This is a genomic window from Mesotoga sp. B105.6.4, from assembly GCF_002896535.1.
Lineage (GTDB): Bacteria > Thermotogota > Thermotogae > Petrotogales > Kosmotogaceae > Mesotoga.
Genome location: NZ_JWIM01000075.1, coordinates 16,578 through 30,230 on the forward strand (window position 1 = coordinate 16,578; position 13,653 = coordinate 30,230).

The following is a 13,653-nucleotide window of genomic DNA, read 5'->3' on the forward strand; positions in this document are numbered from 1 at the left end:
ACTTCAAAGAGAAGACCGAGATCACTGTTCAGAAGTATCGATCGGATCGATTCCTATCGAGTTGAGCCACTCAACAGCAATCCTTGTCAAGTTCTCACTTTCGAATTTGAACCATGCGTCCTTGTATTCTCCGTGATGTTCGAGAAACGTGCGGAACTTAGAGAATGCACCTCTTCCCGAAATCTCGTAATAGACTTCATCCCTGACGCTTTCTTCTACTCTTGTGTAAATGAACTCTTCGATCAGTGCGAATTTTTCCCCTGGAGTAATCCACGGTATATCCTCGAATCTTTCCGATTCATCGCCGCAAAACAAGTCATAATAAGTGTACAAATCTTCGATTCTCATCCAGGAGTACTTCAGAAGGTCTTCAGTTATCTCTTCTCTTTCAACCTCGCAGTTTACTAGTTCATCCGGAAAACAATCTTCTTGATAGAAGATGATCTTTCCTGTCTCCGTATCTAGATACGAAATCGCGTCGTACTCTCTCTGGTCAATATCCATCAAATTGACCAACATATCGATGTCGACCGGCAGTCTTTTCATAGTGCTTCACCCTTATGGGCAAACCTGTATTCCAATCAACTTGTTTTGCCCGGTACCAGTTTACAACATTCTGGCTTCGACGACGAAAGTCAAAATGATTCAATTCCGAGACGCTTCCGAAAAACCTTGTTTCCAAAGTTATTTTCGCAATCCCTTCGCCAGTTTTCCTCCAGTGAACTGAAGAAGCTGACTGATCGCCACGAGAACGATCACAGCGTAGAGAACCACGTCCCACTGGAACCGGTAGTAGCCATAGTTGATTGCCAGCTGACCGAGACCTCCGGCCCCGACTGCACCCGCTATGGCGGTATAGGTTACGAGATTGATCAAAAGCACGGTTATATTGCCGATCTGATCTGGCAGTGTTTCCGGTATCAGAACCTTTGTGACCATCTGCCACTTATTCAATCCCATAGAGTTTGACGAATCGATAATTCCCGAAGGCACGGCATTGAAAGAATTCTCTGCAAGCCTTGCCATGAAAGGTATAGCTGCAATAGTAAGATTGAAGATCGCGGCATTCGGCCCGATTATCGTTCCCATTACGTTTTTCGTAACGGGAATCAGAAGCAACACGAGAATAATGAAAGGTATTGATCTGAAGATATTTACCAGCAGATCGAGCAACGCATAGAGGGTCTTCAACCTTCGTGATCTTGAACAGAGGTAAAGACCTACGCCTAGCGGAATACCGAAAACAGTTGCCAGGAAACCGGAGAGAAGAAGCATGTATAGAGTTTCGAGCGTCGCCTTAAGTATTTGTGAGAACATCAGCGGACCTCCTCGAGAAAGAAGACGGAGTCCCTAAGTTTCTCTATGAACAGATCCTGTCTTTGCCCATCAATCGCGATGATCATTGTTCCGAAGGGCCCGTTCTTCAGCTCTTCGATCTTCCCGTACAGAATGTTGATCATTATATCGAACTCCCTTGCTATCTCCCACAAAACAGGTTCGTGGGTTCGCTCGCCCCAGAAGAGTACTCTCAAGAGCCGCTTCTGCCCTGAAAGGACGCTTCTTTCCAGCTCGAGAGGGCTTCCAAAGTCACTCACTTCATTGTTCTCGATCTTGACGAAGAATTCGTGCGTAGGTCCGAAGAAGTGCAGCTTCCCATTCTGCAAATAGGCGACTCTGTCACAGGTTCTCTTAATGACATCCATATCGTGGGTTACAACCGCGAAGGTGACGCGGCGTCTTTCGTTGAGATTCACTACGAGGTCGAGAAGTCTGCCCGTAGTCCTCGGGTCGAGAGCGGAAGTGGGTTCGTCAAGAAGAATCAGCTTTGGATCCATTACGAGAGCGCGGGCGATCGCCGCTCTCTGCTGTTCGCCGCCGGAGAGCTGCGAAGGGTAGGCGCTCAGCCTGTGATCCAGGCCGAGCTCCGAAACGATACTCATAACTCTTTCTCTGATCTCGCCCCTGCCGATTCCCTGAATTTTCAGAGGAAAAGCGATGTTCTGGTAGACGGTTCTGTAGCGAAACAGGTTGTAGCTCTGGAAAACCACTCCTATCTTCTTTCTAATGCTCCTCACTTTGCTTTCGTTAAGCCCGACTATGTTTTGGCCATCGAACATGATCGATCCGCTGTCCACCGGCTGGAGTAGGTTAAGGGTACGGAGCAGAGAGGTTTTCCCTGCTCCCGACAACCCTACGATTCCGACAATCTCGCCCTCTTCGATAGAGAAGCTGACATCATCGAGGATCTTTCTCCTTCCCGATTTGTCTTCGAAAGAGAGGTTAAGTCTGTCAACGCTCAGTATCAAAGCATCAAACCTCAGAAGACGGGTACTACCGCACCATCATACTTTTCGTTTATGAAGTCTCTTACCTTCTCCGACGTCAAAACACTGATGAGAGCTTCGAGCCATGCTTCGCCTTTGTCAGTTTCTCGAATTGTGATTATGTTTGCATACGGAGATTCACCACCTTCAATGAACTCCGAGTCTTTGACTGCATTTAGGTTGATGGTAAGAGCGTAATTGGTGTTAATGACGGCACCGGCGACGGTCTTGTCGTCTGTGTAGACCCTTGGAATGAACCCGGCCTCGATTTCAACAAAGGTCAACTGCCTTGGGTTCTCTTTGATGTCCAGAACTGTGGATTCCAGCTTCGAAGGATCCTTGAGCTCAATAAGCCCGTTGTTGTGAAGCAGAATGAGAGCTCGGCCCTCGTTTGTCGGATCGTTCGGAACCGCGATCTTATCACCTGGTGCGAGCTCTGAAAGAGGTTTCTTGAGAAAGAACCCCATTGGTTCGACGTGAATGGCCTTTGCTGAGACCAGCCCTTTTATTCCTCTTTGTGAAGTGAAGGACTCCAGATAGGGTACGTGCTGGAAGTAATTCGCGTCGAGTTCCCCTGTGGAAAGGGCGATGTTTGGAAGCACATAGTCATTGAACACAACGATTTCCAGCTCATAGCCCAGCTCGGCTAGGTCGGCCTTGATTACCTCGAGAATCTCGGCGTGGGGAACTGGAGTGGCGCCAATCCTGATCTTCGTGGTACCGAACGCAAATACGACTCCCAGTAGAACCAGTAACACTAGAAACTTCTTCATACAAATCCCTCCTGATATAAAAAAAGGGCGTCTCCTTTGAGACGCCCTGCTTCTATTTTCTCAGGTACAGCTAAGCACCCGAAGAAACAAGGGCGTTGCCGTACATCATCATAGCTTTTCTGTTTTTTCCTCTGTAAGTCTTATTGTTCATATGCAAACCTCGCGTTCGTTTAGCTCATTATAGCTCAACGACTCTTTCCAGAACAAGTCGATATTGTAAATAAAAGCTCGTGCCTGTTCCAGAGTCAGTTAGATTCGTTGTAACCAGAAATCCTTATGAACCGATTACCGTCATCTCTTTCCTTGTAGCAGGCTTTCAGAAGCCTGCAACTGGTTGTTTTCGGGTCTTTGCAGACCAGGAAAGTGAACGAGAGATCCTTCGCTCTACCCTTAAGCAGTTCCATGCTCAATGTGGAAAGCAGGCTGTCGAGCCGCTTCTCTTCTTTTTGTCCGTACATCCTGGAATTCTCGTCGGTCTTAACCATTTCATTCCAGAGATTCTCCGTGATAACTACCGGCAGTTTGATCCCAACCCTCTTCGCAAAAGGCGTAACATCAACCAAACCCCCGTCGAGAAAAACAACCGATCGGGAGTTTAGTGATGCTTCTCCAATGCTCATTGATAGCACCTCCATAATAAGTGTTACTATTACCATAACACCCCGAGGAGGTTATCGCAAAGCGAAACAGGGGACTCCGCACCGGTCTGTGGCTGTTTAGGCCGGTATATCTGACAAAGCCTCTGAAAACCGTTACAATTCGAATCTTAATTGCCGATTATTTTTATCAGAACTCGCTTTCTTCTCATACCGTCCAGTTCATAGTAGAAGATCTGCTCCCATGGTCCAAAGTCCAGTCTTCCTTCAGTAACGGCTACCACAACTTCCCTACCCATAACGGTCCTCTTCAGGTGGGCGTCCGCATTGTCCTCGAATCCGTTGTGTTCATACTGCGAGTAAGGTTTCTCGGGCGCAAGCCTTTCCAGCCATTTCTCGAAGTCATTATGAAGCCCGGATTCATTGTCGTTGATGAACACACTTGCAGTTATGTGCATTGCGTTCACGAGCAGAAGTCCTTCCTGGATTCCGCTTTCTTTGAGCGCTCTTTCGACATCTGGAGTGATATTGATTATCTCTCTCCTGGTAGCGGTGTTGAAGAAAAGTTCCTTCCTGTATGATTTCAAATCCTTCACCTCCTAATCGACTAAAACACGTAAGGAATTAGCCGCCACGTCTTCTTGCAGTAATCCCTATAAGCATCTCCGAAGATGTATTCGAGATTTCTTTCCTCCACGGCGATTCTGTACAGTATGCCTGTCGTCGGTAGTATGAAAGCAAGGATCGAACTGAGCGGGTAATCGAAGACGAGCGCGAGACCCAGAAACCCTGCTATCTCGGCGGCATAGGCTGGATGACGGATTACTCTGAACAGTCGATCCGTTCTCAGCTCTTGACCGGGAAGGGCCCCCACATCGATTGCAAAGGAAGAGCCCAGCTGCCTGACTACGAGGAAACGGACCACGATCGCGAAGATCATCGATGCAACCCCAACCCATCTATGAGGACGGAACGGCATCATGAACGCTTCCTTTGAGCTGCCGTCGACAGCCACCGCTCCAAACATGCCAGATAGAACGAAAGCAAGCATAATGTACTTCGATCGCTTCTCCTGGAGTTTTCCACTGATCTCTCTGTTGTGAAAGAAGAAAAGATAGATGTCGAATCCGACCCAGAAAATGAGAACGAAGAAGAAGAACAGTTGACCAGACATAACGAAACCTCCAGGAGAAAGTGAATGCAATTCAATTCTATCATCAGACCAGGGTGAAGAAAATCTCACATCAAAGCCCTTGCTGGATGTCTTCCGACTGTAACTGTTAGCAAATGTGGGGGTGCGGCAGATGTAGTAAAATCGTAATACAGGTGGTGATGAGATGATTTTTGGAAAAGGTGAGAGAGTACTATTCTTTCGCTTCGAGGATGGCGAGGATTTCATCCACACTCTAGTTCATACACTTACGGAGAACAACCTGGATTCACTTGTTGTTATCAGCGGAATAGGAATGTTGAGAGATTTCGAGATCGGCTGGTACAACGTTTCCAAAAAGCAGTACGAAAAGGAGATGATCTCTGTTCCACATGAGCTCATTCACATATCGGGAAACGTATCGTCGAAGGGCGGTTTTCCATTCCCGCATCTTCACGTTGCGTTAGCCGGACCTTCGAGAAGCGCAGTTGGCGGCCACCTGTTCGCAGGAACAGTGTGCAACACGACGGAGCTCTTTGCCGTCAGAACCGGTGACCTGAAACTCATCAGAGATGCTTCCGGCGCCGCAACGCCTCTGGAATTCAGAAAGTGAGTCCATCGAATTGAGATTCCTTCACTGCTCCGATATTCACCTTGGGAGAAGACCGATCGGCTCCCCGAACAGCCCCTATTCGTCTGCAAGATACGAAGATTATTTTTCAGCCTTTGACTATGTAGTTGATTGGGCCGTACAGAACAAGCCGGATGCCTTCTTCATAACGGGTGATCTCTTTGACAAGAGAGACATCAATCCCGACACTCTTGCCAGAACGCAGAGTATTCTCTCCAGACTGAAAGAAAACGGTATCAGGGTGCTGGCTATAGAGGGGAACCACGACAAGAGCTTCAGCGCAAACGAGTCCTGGCTGAGATTTCTCCATGAGACAGAGTATCTGGAGCTGCTCTGCCCGGTTCAGGGCGAAAAGGACATCATCTTTCCGAACGTCAGCATCGAAGGATTCAAGGTGTTCGGACTTGGCTATCCCGGCTTCATGGCAGAGGAGATGATCCTCAAAGCTTCTTCTTTTCTTGAAGGCAAAGACAATATAATACTTATCCACACCGCGCCCGGGAACGACAACTTCATTCCCGGCCTTGTGTCACCCGAAGTCTTGAAGATTCTCAGGTCGAAGGTGATCTATGCCGGAGGCGGACATCTGCATTCTCAACTCGCTTTTCCTGCGGAAGAGCCGTTCTTCTTCGTGCCCGGATCTCTCGAATACTGGGACGTCTGGGAGAGAGATAGTAAGGGATTTTACGTATTCGATACGGAGAGCGGAACAGCCGATTTTCACGACTCTCGCAGGAGGGAAAGACAGGAATTCTCCGTTTTTCCCGGCGAGGGAGACGACCTTGACGGATTTGTCAACGAACATGAGATTCATAGAGGCGCAATAGTACTCGTTACGGTAACGGGAAGCGGAGAGTTCTACGTAGATCCTGTGCGTCTTGAGAGGGAGATAGAGTCTTCCGGAGCCCTTAAGGCCTTTGTTAGAGTCAGGAGAACGGATAGAGAGATCACTCTCGACGACTACAGACTGATGAGTGCGAGAGACATCGAACGAGAGGTCATACTCGGCTCCAGGGAGTGGAAGGAGCTCGGAGCAAGAGGCGAGGACCTTGTGGCCGCAATAGAAAAGATGAAGCAGTCTCAGGAAGATGGAAGGTATGACCTGTTCAAAGAATCCGTCGATGCCCTTCTTGAAGCCATAGTGGGTGGTGGCTCTTGAGGATTACTTCGATAGATCTCGAGAACTTCCGCAGCCACTCCAGATATTCCGAAACCTTCGAGAAGGGAATAAACCTCATCCTTGGAAGAAACGGCTCGGGGAAATCATCGATAATTGAAGCTATCGGACTGGCTCTCTTCGGAGGAGGACTGCGCGACAAACAGGAAGACGCAATCAAGTGGAACGAGAGAAGATCGAAAATTACCGTGACTTTTCTGGCCGACGACGGTCTGGAGTACAGGGTCGAGAAAGTCTTCGGCACCGGTTCAAGTCACGAGCTGCATCAGGGGGAACTTCTCATTGCCCGCGGGAAGGAAAACGTGATAGAGAAGATCAGAATTATCTGCGGTCTTCAGGGAGACATCTCGAAGACATTCGAGAACGTGATAGTAGCTTTTCAGAATAGAATCGCCGATCAGTTTCTCGGCAGTCCTGCTGCGAGAAGGGACTATTTCAACAGGGTCTTCCAGGTCGACCTTTACAGGAAGATCTCAACGGATTTCATGCGCAGTTATCTCACCGACCTGAGGAGTGAGAACGAAACTCTTGAGAGAGAGATCGCGTTCATGGAGCAGCAGCTGGAGAGAAAGGCAGAAGTCGAAGAGAGGATGAAGACTCTCTCGGAGGACCTCTCGAGGGCAAGGGAGGAACTGAAGTCTTTGGAAGATGCCCTCAAGAAAGTCAAAGCAGAGAGACTTCGTCTCGAGGAAATCGGAAGAGAGCTCTCTTCGAAGAGAGGACAGTTTGAGCAGCAACTGAAGTCGTTGAGGGACGAAGCTGCTGCACTGAAAGGCAACCTGAGGCAAAGAGAGAGGGCGGTCGAGGCCAGAGAAATCATTGACAAAAGCAGGGACGGCCACGATCTCTATGAGAGACTTCTGGAAAAAGAAAATGCTCTAAGCGCCGAAAAAAGAAGACTGGAAGGTCTTGGCGAGCGCTCGGCTGCCATTGAGAAGAGAATAGCTGAACTGCAGACGGAAGTTGCCAGGTCAAGCGGAGCGCTCTCGAATTCAGAGGAAAGACTGGAAGAGAGCGAGAAGCAATTTGAAGAACTGAAGAAGGAACGAGAAGAGCTAAGAAGAGAGATGGAAGCGGCGGAACTCGAGGCAGGCAAGAAGCGCGAAGCCCACAACCTGTGTCTTTCGAGAAAAGAGGCGTTTAAGGTGATCCTCGAAGAATACAGGAAGCCTGAGCGACGGCTGGCCGCTCTTGAAGATCTCTTAAGGAGCCTTGGAGAAACGGAGGGTTCTGAGGAACTCAATGAAAGGCTGGCGAAAATCGACAGCGGTATAGAAAGAGCGAAAGAGGAAGTCCTTCTCCTTGAAAAGCTGAACGAGGCCTGTGTCAGCAAGGCTTCCCGGAGAAAGGCGCTTGAAGAATACAGAGGCTCTCTCGCCGTTGGCATCTGTCCGCTCCTGGATGAGAAATGCAAGAACATCGAAAATAGAAGTGATTATGAAGGATACATCGAAGGTCTTATAAACCAGCTTGCCTCCGGTGAAAGAGAGCTCTCGAAAAAGATTGCAGAAGTGAAGGAGAGCCCGTCGAGGCTAGGCAAACTGGCGGAAGAGAGGGCTCTTGCCCTCAAAGCGATAGAAGAGACGGATAAGAAACTTAAGGAAAAGGCTGATCTAGAAAAAGAGAAGCTTGATCTTGAAGAGAGAGCGAAGAGCTTCCTTCTTCAGCTTTCGACGATTTCAGGAAAGTCCGGAGAGATTGACGAGATGAGCGAGAGTGTAGAGAAAGATATTCGAAATGCCTCCACAGAGCTCGAGCTTCAAAAGAAACACATTTCCACGCTCAAGAATCAGATTGAAGAAAGGGATTCGCGCCTGGAAGAAGTCAAGAGCAAGATCAAATCACTCAACGAACTGAAGAAGAAGACGGAGGAAGAACTCGCTTCCCGGTCGAGCGAAATCGATGCTCAGACAAGCATTGTTAAGGAATTTGCGGAGGAACTTGGAAAGCTTCCCGGATTGAGAGCGGAGATTGAAGAGATTCGCAGAGCGATGGTTCTTAACAAAAACGATTATGAAAGATTCAACAAATATGTGACTCTTGCGGGCTATCTCGAGGAGTACTCAGCCCTCTGCCGGGCCTCGCTCGAAAGATGCAGAAAGAAGGCGGCCGGAGTGACCGGCCTCAGAAAAGAGATTATTGCTCTTGAGAAGAGCTTCGATTATGGCCGTCTAGAAGAACTGAAGAGAAATGAGACAAAGGCCGAAGAAAGTTATGCTCTCAAACGAGACGAAACAATATCCATCGGCAGAGACATAGTCTCTCTGCGGGCAGATCTGAAGAACTTCGCAGAGATGGAAGAAAAGAAGAAGCTCAAGAAGAGAGCCGGCGAAAAAACTTCCAGAAAAATCAAACTCGCAGAGATGATTAGAGACAATCTCAATCTCACCGGAGAGAGAATAACCGCCGGATTTCGTGATGCGATAGAGCGAAAGGCGACCCTAGACTACCAACGAATATCCGGGACCGAAGAGTCAATAAGATGGAACGAAGATTACGAAGTCTCCGTCAAAGCATCCGAATACGGCGACGGTAGCATCAGAAGTTTCTCTAATCTCTCAGGCGGGGAGCAGGTGTTGGTCTCTCTTTGTCTGAGAGCCGCAATGACGGGGGTCCTCAGCGGAGCGAGATTTGCCGTCTTCGACGAGCCGACATCGAATCTCGACAAGGAGAGGAAAGAGCTGCTTGCCCATTCTCTCAGAGAGCTCTTTGGCGAACTCGATCAATCAATAATAGTTACACACGATGACGTCTTCTCTGAAATGGCTCAGAAGGTCATAAGACTGAACGGCAGGAATGAAGACGAATCTCTTTGAATCGGAGGTGCAGTGCTTGAAAACAGTACTCAAGAACATAGACTATCTTGTGACAATGAATGAAAGGAGAGAAGAGCTGAAAGACGCTTATGTCGTCGTCGAAGATGGAATAATAGTCGATGTCGGCAGGGGAACTCCTCCTCCGGGCGACGTCGAGATCGACCTGGCCGGACGGATCATCACTCCCGGCTTTGTCAACACTCATCATCATTTCTATCAGTCGCTTTTCCGCAGCGTAAAGGAAGTCGCCTCAGCCAAGCTGTTCGACTGGCTTGTCTTTTTGTACGAGAGGTGGAAGAATCTCGACAACGAAGCGATATATGTCAGCAGCAAAGTGGCGATTTACGAGATGATGGCCTCCGGCGTGACAACGACAACCGACATGCTTTACCTTCACCCAACGGGAAGGAAAGAGTTCATCGACAGCGAAATAGAAGCGGCCCGCAGTACCGGCGTGAGATTTCACCCCACCAGGGGCTCGATGTCTCTCTCCAGAAAAGACGGAGGCTTACCTCCCGACTCGGTCGTCCAGAGCGAGAGAGAGATAATCGAGGACTCCGTAAGACTGATAGAGAAGTATCACGATAGAGAAAAACACTCGATGCTGCGGATAGCTCTGGCGCCCTGCTCTCCCTTCTCGGTGACCGAAGAGTCGATGGTCAGAACGGCCGAACTCGCCGGGCAGTATGACGTGCTTCTTCACACACATCTCGCCGAAACCAGGGACGAAGACGATTTCTGTATCGAGAAAAAGGGATTAAGACCGGTCGATTTCATGGAGAAAGTAGGCTGGCTCAACGAGCGAAGCTGGTTCGCCCATCTCGTATGGCTGAGCGATGAAGACATCAAGAGGCTCGCCGAGCATGACTGCGGCATGGCTCACTGCCCTTCCTCAAACATGAGACTTGGATCGGGAATCGCCCGTGTGAAAGAAATGAAGGAAGCCGGAATCAGGATCAGCCTTGCCGTTGACGGAAGCTCATCGAACGATACGGGAAACATGCTTCTTGAGATACGAAATGCCCTGATGCTTCAAAGAGTCCTCAAAGGAGCCGACGCCCTTTCGCCGAGGGATGTTCTGGAATTCGCGACGCTGGGCGGAGCTAAGGTCTTGAGAATGGACGACTTCATCGGTTCGATCGAGCCGGGAAAGTCTGCCGACTTGGCCGCTTTCAGACTGGACACTCTCTCGATGGCCGGAGGGTTATCCGATCCGGTGGCTTCTCTCGTTCTATGCGACCCTCACAACAGCGACCTGGTAATGATTGACGGGAAGATCCGCGTCCAGAACGGCAGGATAGTCGATGGCGAACTCTCAGAACTAATCAAGAGGCACAACGAAATATCTTGCAGATTGATTGAAGCCTGAGACAAGCCGGGTGAATTATCCAGAAGTTACCGAGTGAGTTACACAACAGGATGGCTTCCGTAAACTGTCTTCATGCATCATAGTGTGAGGCGTCGTAACTCGTTAATAACCGCGATTCTTCAGCGGCGAGGGACTGGCAACCACAGATCAAAGTAGTTTTCGGCCGGACTGCATCTTGCGAATCATTCGCTATCGTCTTGAATTCTAGTACTAATCCTGGAGGGATAAATGTCAGAGATCTATTTCTTGCGCCATGGACAAAGTCAATCAAATGTTGAGAACCGTTTTGCGAATGGGAACGATGGTTATCCTCTGACTGATCAGGGGAGGAGACAGGCGGAAAAGGCATCTGCATTTCTGCGTTCCAGAGCGATTCGGAAGGTTTACACCTCGCCGATTCACAGAGCCGTTCAGACGGCAGAGATTGTCTGCTCAAAATGGGGGCTCACGCCAGTTATTGCAGATGAAATCAGAGAGTTCTCCGTAGGCATTTTCGAAGGAAAGAAAATTGCCGGGCAAGCCAGGGAGTTGTACGTTGATCTGAAAGAGAAATGGGCCACCGGGGAAATGGACACAAGAATCTCGGAAGGCGAAAGCCACCGCGAGATAATCGACAGGCTTTGGAAAGGTATTGAATATGCACTCGAAGAGGGTTCTGGAGAGCCGGCTCTAATGGTCAGCCATGGCGGTCTCCTGTCAATGGCTCTTCCATATATGTGTGACAATCTAGACATCTCCACCTTCTACGAGCGAGAAGGAGTTTTCATAAGAAATTGCTCGGTTACCTCGGTAGAAGCTCGAAAGGAGAACTCGAGAATTACTCTCAGCCTTCTAGAATGGGCAGACGACTCTTATCTTGATGTTGCTGAAAGGAGTTATTAGATTTCCGATAAGATCGAACAATCTTTTCATTGAAGGAAAATGCTGAAGATGGCTTTGCATAAGATTCTAACATTCAAACAGTGACGTGTCCTATTTGCTTTCTTCTAACCGGTAGCTGTATTGGACTGCGAGAGCATGGGTATCATGGTCTGCAGCTCGCGGAAGAGTGTCCTGACCCTGCACGGGGAGGGGAGCTTCGACGGAAACTGCGCACGGTAAACTCTGGGCGCTTTGTCGGCTATCTAGTAGTAAATAATGGATTCTGTACTCATGGTTTCGGGCTACGCTTTAGTCAATCAGAGTGATGCAGTTGACTTTGCCCTGCAGTGACCGACTTCAGTATGTTCCGTAAACTGCTTGACGGTGATGTCGTATTCGTTCGAAAGCAACCAGTCGCCAGGAATGGCCAGATCTTGGTTGTGAGAATAAGCGGCCAGGAAGGCGTCACAAAATACTTTCAGAAGCGATCTGACATGATATTTCTTACCTCTGAGAACCCTGACTATAAGCCTATTAGAATAGACAAGGATAGATGGGACGCCGAATGTGCTATTATAGGGGTAGTTGTTGGTTTGAAGAGAAAGTTTTCGGATTCATGACTCTTTTATTGACTGACGATACATACATAGCAAAACCACGAACATCGTTATACTTGAGCCTAAGAACCCGGAATTTGAAGGGGTTGCTCTAATTCTTAGGAATAACCCGAAGTGGGGAATTACCGGAGTAGTGACAGGTAAGCATTCTAAAGAAAATTCTTAAGAACCTAGTTCTGTTATTGTGAGTCAGTAATAGTAGCAGAATGAAAGGAGTTTTATTCATTATGAAAAGCGGAAAGGCAAATAAAACAAAATCCAGAACTGTTTTGCATAGAAAAACAGTTTGCAGTTATCGAGCGGTGCGAGCAGAACCACATTTCAAAGAATCAGATTCCAAAATAATGGAAGACATTATCGAGCGCAGGAAATCTGCTTTTGAAAAATTATCGAAGTATTGAATGGCTTTCGGAAGAGACAGTTAATTGGGCCATAGATTTACTTGCGAGAGAACACCCGAATGACCCAATCAATATTATCAACAATGGTCCATTATGCTATGTATCAGGATTATGTGCGGTAAGCGAGTATTACGAGGACAATGTACTCATGTTAGCCGCAGTCGTCATAAGAAGTATTATAAGAGGTCATCCTCTTTATGATGGAAACAAGAGACTTGATATGTTCTTAGGTGAAACATTCTTAAACAAGAATGGCTATAAGCTAAATGTTGATAACGATGAAATAGTTGAGATCGCAGTGCGTGTAGCAGATTCCAATAAGAACTGGGAAAGAGCAGAGATCTACAATTGGCTATTAGGCTGCTGTATCAAGAGCTCAAGACAAGAGTTCGAGAAACGTTGAACATTACTAATTACCTACTTTTAATACAGAGCACTTTCTGATTAATCTTTATTGTTCACTAATGGGGAATGTACAAGTAAGTGCGGATTGCGGCCACAATTGATAGGAGGCGTGGCCGTGAAGATCTTGCTTTTGGTAACTCTGCTTATCTTACTTCTTGTAAGCACTTCTTTAGGTCTTACAGCGGTTGCTGAGAACGGAAAAACTGTCATCTTGAACGCAAATGGAACCTGGAAGTATGACACGACTTCTGAATAGAGAGTCGTGAGATCTTACACAGGATCAGCTAGTAAGAATACTGACGCTTTTGTCATAACAGGGAACACCTGGAGAATAAAAGCGAAGACGGAAGTTCTCCTGCAGAGATACCTTTACAAGTTTGGGGAAGAGATCTTTTTCGAGGCCCCTCTTATGATTGGAGAAGCAGGGGAAGATGAATCTTACTTCTGCATTAAGGGGACTTTCTACTGCAACATCATAGCGATGGGCAAGTATGAGGTGATTAATGAAGAGAAGATCAGGTGATCGAAATGAT

16 protein-coding genes are annotated in these 13,653 nt (G+C 47.9%); 9 read left to right on the top strand and 7 right to left on the bottom strand.

Translation table 11 applies throughout. From position 1 onward, the window contains the following. Window positions 1–21: 21 nt before the first annotated feature. From RJ60_RS14010 to RJ60_RS14040, 7 genes are all read right to left on the bottom strand, one after another. Entirely contained in the window at window positions 22–546 is a 525-nt protein-coding gene (locus RJ60_RS14010) for a UPF0158 family protein (RefSeq protein ID WP_103135150.1), read from the bottom strand. A gap of 138 nt (window positions 547–684) precedes the next feature. Further along, window positions 685–1,317, bottom strand: a complete 633-nt coding sequence (locus tag RJ60_RS14015) for a methionine ABC transporter permease (RefSeq protein ID WP_103135151.1) — start codon at window positions 1,315–1,317, stop codon at window positions 685–687. Then, on the bottom strand, window positions 1,317–2,306 hold the full coding sequence (locus RJ60_RS14020; protein WP_103135152.1) for a methionine ABC transporter ATP-binding protein: 990 nt from the start codon (window positions 2,304–2,306) through the stop codon (window positions 1,317–1,319). Before RJ60_RS14020 ends, RJ60_RS14015 begins: the two co-directional genes overlap by 1 nt. Before the next feature lie 11 nt (window positions 2,307–2,317). Continuing rightward, entirely contained in the window at window positions 2,318–3,097 is a 780-nt protein-coding gene (locus RJ60_RS14025) for a MetQ/NlpA family ABC transporter substrate-binding protein (protein WP_103135153.1), read from the bottom strand. A 245-nt stretch (window positions 3,098–3,342) separates the two neighbouring features. Further along, a complete protein-coding gene (locus tag RJ60_RS14030) occupies window positions 3,343–3,717 on the bottom strand; it encodes a hypothetical protein (protein ID WP_103135154.1) in 375 nt (124 codons plus the stop codon). Window positions 3,718–3,863: 146 nt separating this feature from the next. Then, window positions 3,864–4,280: a secondary thiamine-phosphate synthase enzyme YjbQ gene (locus RJ60_RS14035; RefSeq protein ID WP_099829669.1), complete on the bottom strand. Its 417-nt coding sequence runs from the start codon at window positions 4,278–4,280 to the stop codon at window positions 3,864–3,866. A 20-nt stretch (window positions 4,281–4,300) separates the two neighbouring features. Beyond that, window positions 4,301–4,867: an isoprenylcysteine carboxylmethyltransferase family protein gene (locus RJ60_RS14040; RefSeq protein ID WP_103135155.1), complete on the bottom strand. Its 567-nt coding sequence runs from the start codon at window positions 4,865–4,867 to the stop codon at window positions 4,301–4,303. A gap of 163 nt (window positions 4,868–5,030) precedes the next feature. Here RJ60_RS14040 and RJ60_RS14045 point away from each other — a divergent pair, with 163 nt between their 5' ends. The 9 genes from RJ60_RS14045 to RJ60_RS14080 all read left to right on the top strand — a co-directional run bounded on the left by RJ60_RS14045 (window position 5,031) and on the right by RJ60_RS14080 (window position 13,643). Next, window positions 5,031–5,456 (top strand): PPC domain-containing DNA-binding protein, encoded by a 426-nt coding sequence (locus RJ60_RS14045; protein WP_103135156.1) that lies wholly within the window; start codon window positions 5,031–5,033, stop codon window positions 5,454–5,456. Window positions 5,457–5,466: 10 nt separating this feature from the next. Next, on the top strand, window positions 5,467–6,633 hold the full coding sequence (locus RJ60_RS14050; RefSeq protein WP_103135157.1) for an exonuclease SbcCD subunit D: 1,167 nt from the start codon (window positions 5,467–5,469) through the stop codon (window positions 6,631–6,633). After that, entirely contained in the window at window positions 6,630–9,467 is a 2,838-nt protein-coding gene (locus tag RJ60_RS14055; protein ID WP_103135158.1) for an AAA family ATPase, read from the top strand. The genes RJ60_RS14050 and RJ60_RS14055 overlap by 4 nt, the downstream gene beginning before the upstream one ends. 16 nt (window positions 9,468–9,483) lie before the next feature. Continuing rightward, the gene (locus RJ60_RS14060; RefSeq protein ID WP_103135159.1) at window positions 9,484–10,836 is read left to right on the top strand and encodes an 8-oxoguanine deaminase; all 1,353 of its coding nucleotides are present in this window, start codon (window positions 9,484–9,486) and stop codon (window positions 10,834–10,836) included. A gap of 228 nt (window positions 10,837–11,064) precedes the next feature. Next, entirely contained in the window at window positions 11,065–11,718 is a 654-nt protein-coding gene (locus RJ60_RS14065; RefSeq protein WP_103135160.1) for a histidine phosphatase family protein, read from the top strand. A 326-nt stretch (window positions 11,719–12,044) separates the two neighbouring features. Further along, on the top strand, window positions 12,045–12,317 hold the full coding sequence (locus tag RJ60_RS14070; protein ID WP_103135161.1) for a LexA family transcriptional regulator: 273 nt from the start codon (window positions 12,045–12,047) through the stop codon (window positions 12,315–12,317). Window positions 12,318–12,692: 375 nt separating this feature from the next. Next, window positions 12,693–13,118 carry a type II toxin-antitoxin system death-on-curing family toxin gene (locus tag RJ60_RS14075; protein WP_180979976.1) on the top strand — a complete coding sequence of 142 codons (426 nt, stop codon included), beginning with the start codon at window positions 12,693–12,695 and terminating at the stop codon, window positions 13,116–13,118. Between the two features lie 117 nt (window positions 13,119–13,235). Further along, window positions 13,236–13,376 (top strand): hypothetical protein, encoded by a 141-nt coding sequence (locus RJ60_RS15685; protein ID WP_180979977.1) that lies wholly within the window; start codon window positions 13,236–13,238, stop codon window positions 13,374–13,376. A gap of 6 nt (window positions 13,377–13,382) precedes the next feature. Then, window positions 13,383–13,643 carry a hypothetical protein gene (locus RJ60_RS14080; protein WP_103135163.1) on the top strand — a complete coding sequence of 87 codons (261 nt, stop codon included), beginning with the start codon at window positions 13,383–13,385 and terminating at the stop codon, window positions 13,641–13,643. Window positions 13,644–13,653: the final 10 nt, after the last annotated feature.